We start from the raw sequence: 391 nt of genomic DNA, 5'->3' as shown, positions 1-391 counted from the left end.
CTCGCGGCTGACGTTGGCGCGCTCGGGCAGGGTCTTCAGGTAGGGGTCGTAGATACGCACGTTCATCTTCAGCGGCGCAACCAGGTCGAGCAGGATACCGCCGATCGAACCCAGGCCGACCAGGCCGAGGGTCTTGCCGGACAGTTCCACGCCCTTGGCGCTGGCCTTGTCCCAGTGACCGGCACGCATGCGCTCATCCAGCCAGGCCACCTGACGGGCCACGCTGAACATCAGGGCGAAGGCATGCTCGGCCACCGACTGCGCGTTAGCGCCCAGGGCGATGGTCACCGGAATGTTGCGCTCGGCAGCGGCCTGGATGTCGATGGTGTCGTAGCCGACGCCATGTTTGGCGATGATCTGCAGATCCGCCGCGGCATCGATCAGCTCACGG

Annotated in this window: 1 protein-coding gene; it reads right to left on the bottom strand. The window is 66.0% G+C overall.

Annotation, left to right across the window (positions count from 1 at the left end; genetic code table 11):
• On the bottom strand, positions 1–391 hold a 391-nt coding region (locus ACJRW5_RS24925), incomplete at both ends, for an NAD(P)-dependent oxidoreductase (RefSeq protein ID WP_484573142.1).

Source organism: Pseudomonas pichavaramensis, from assembly GCF_050473265.1.
Taxonomy (GTDB): domain Bacteria; phylum Pseudomonadota; class Gammaproteobacteria; order Pseudomonadales; family Pseudomonadaceae; genus Aquipseudomonas.
This window is presented reverse-complemented; position numbering and strand designations above follow the sequence as displayed.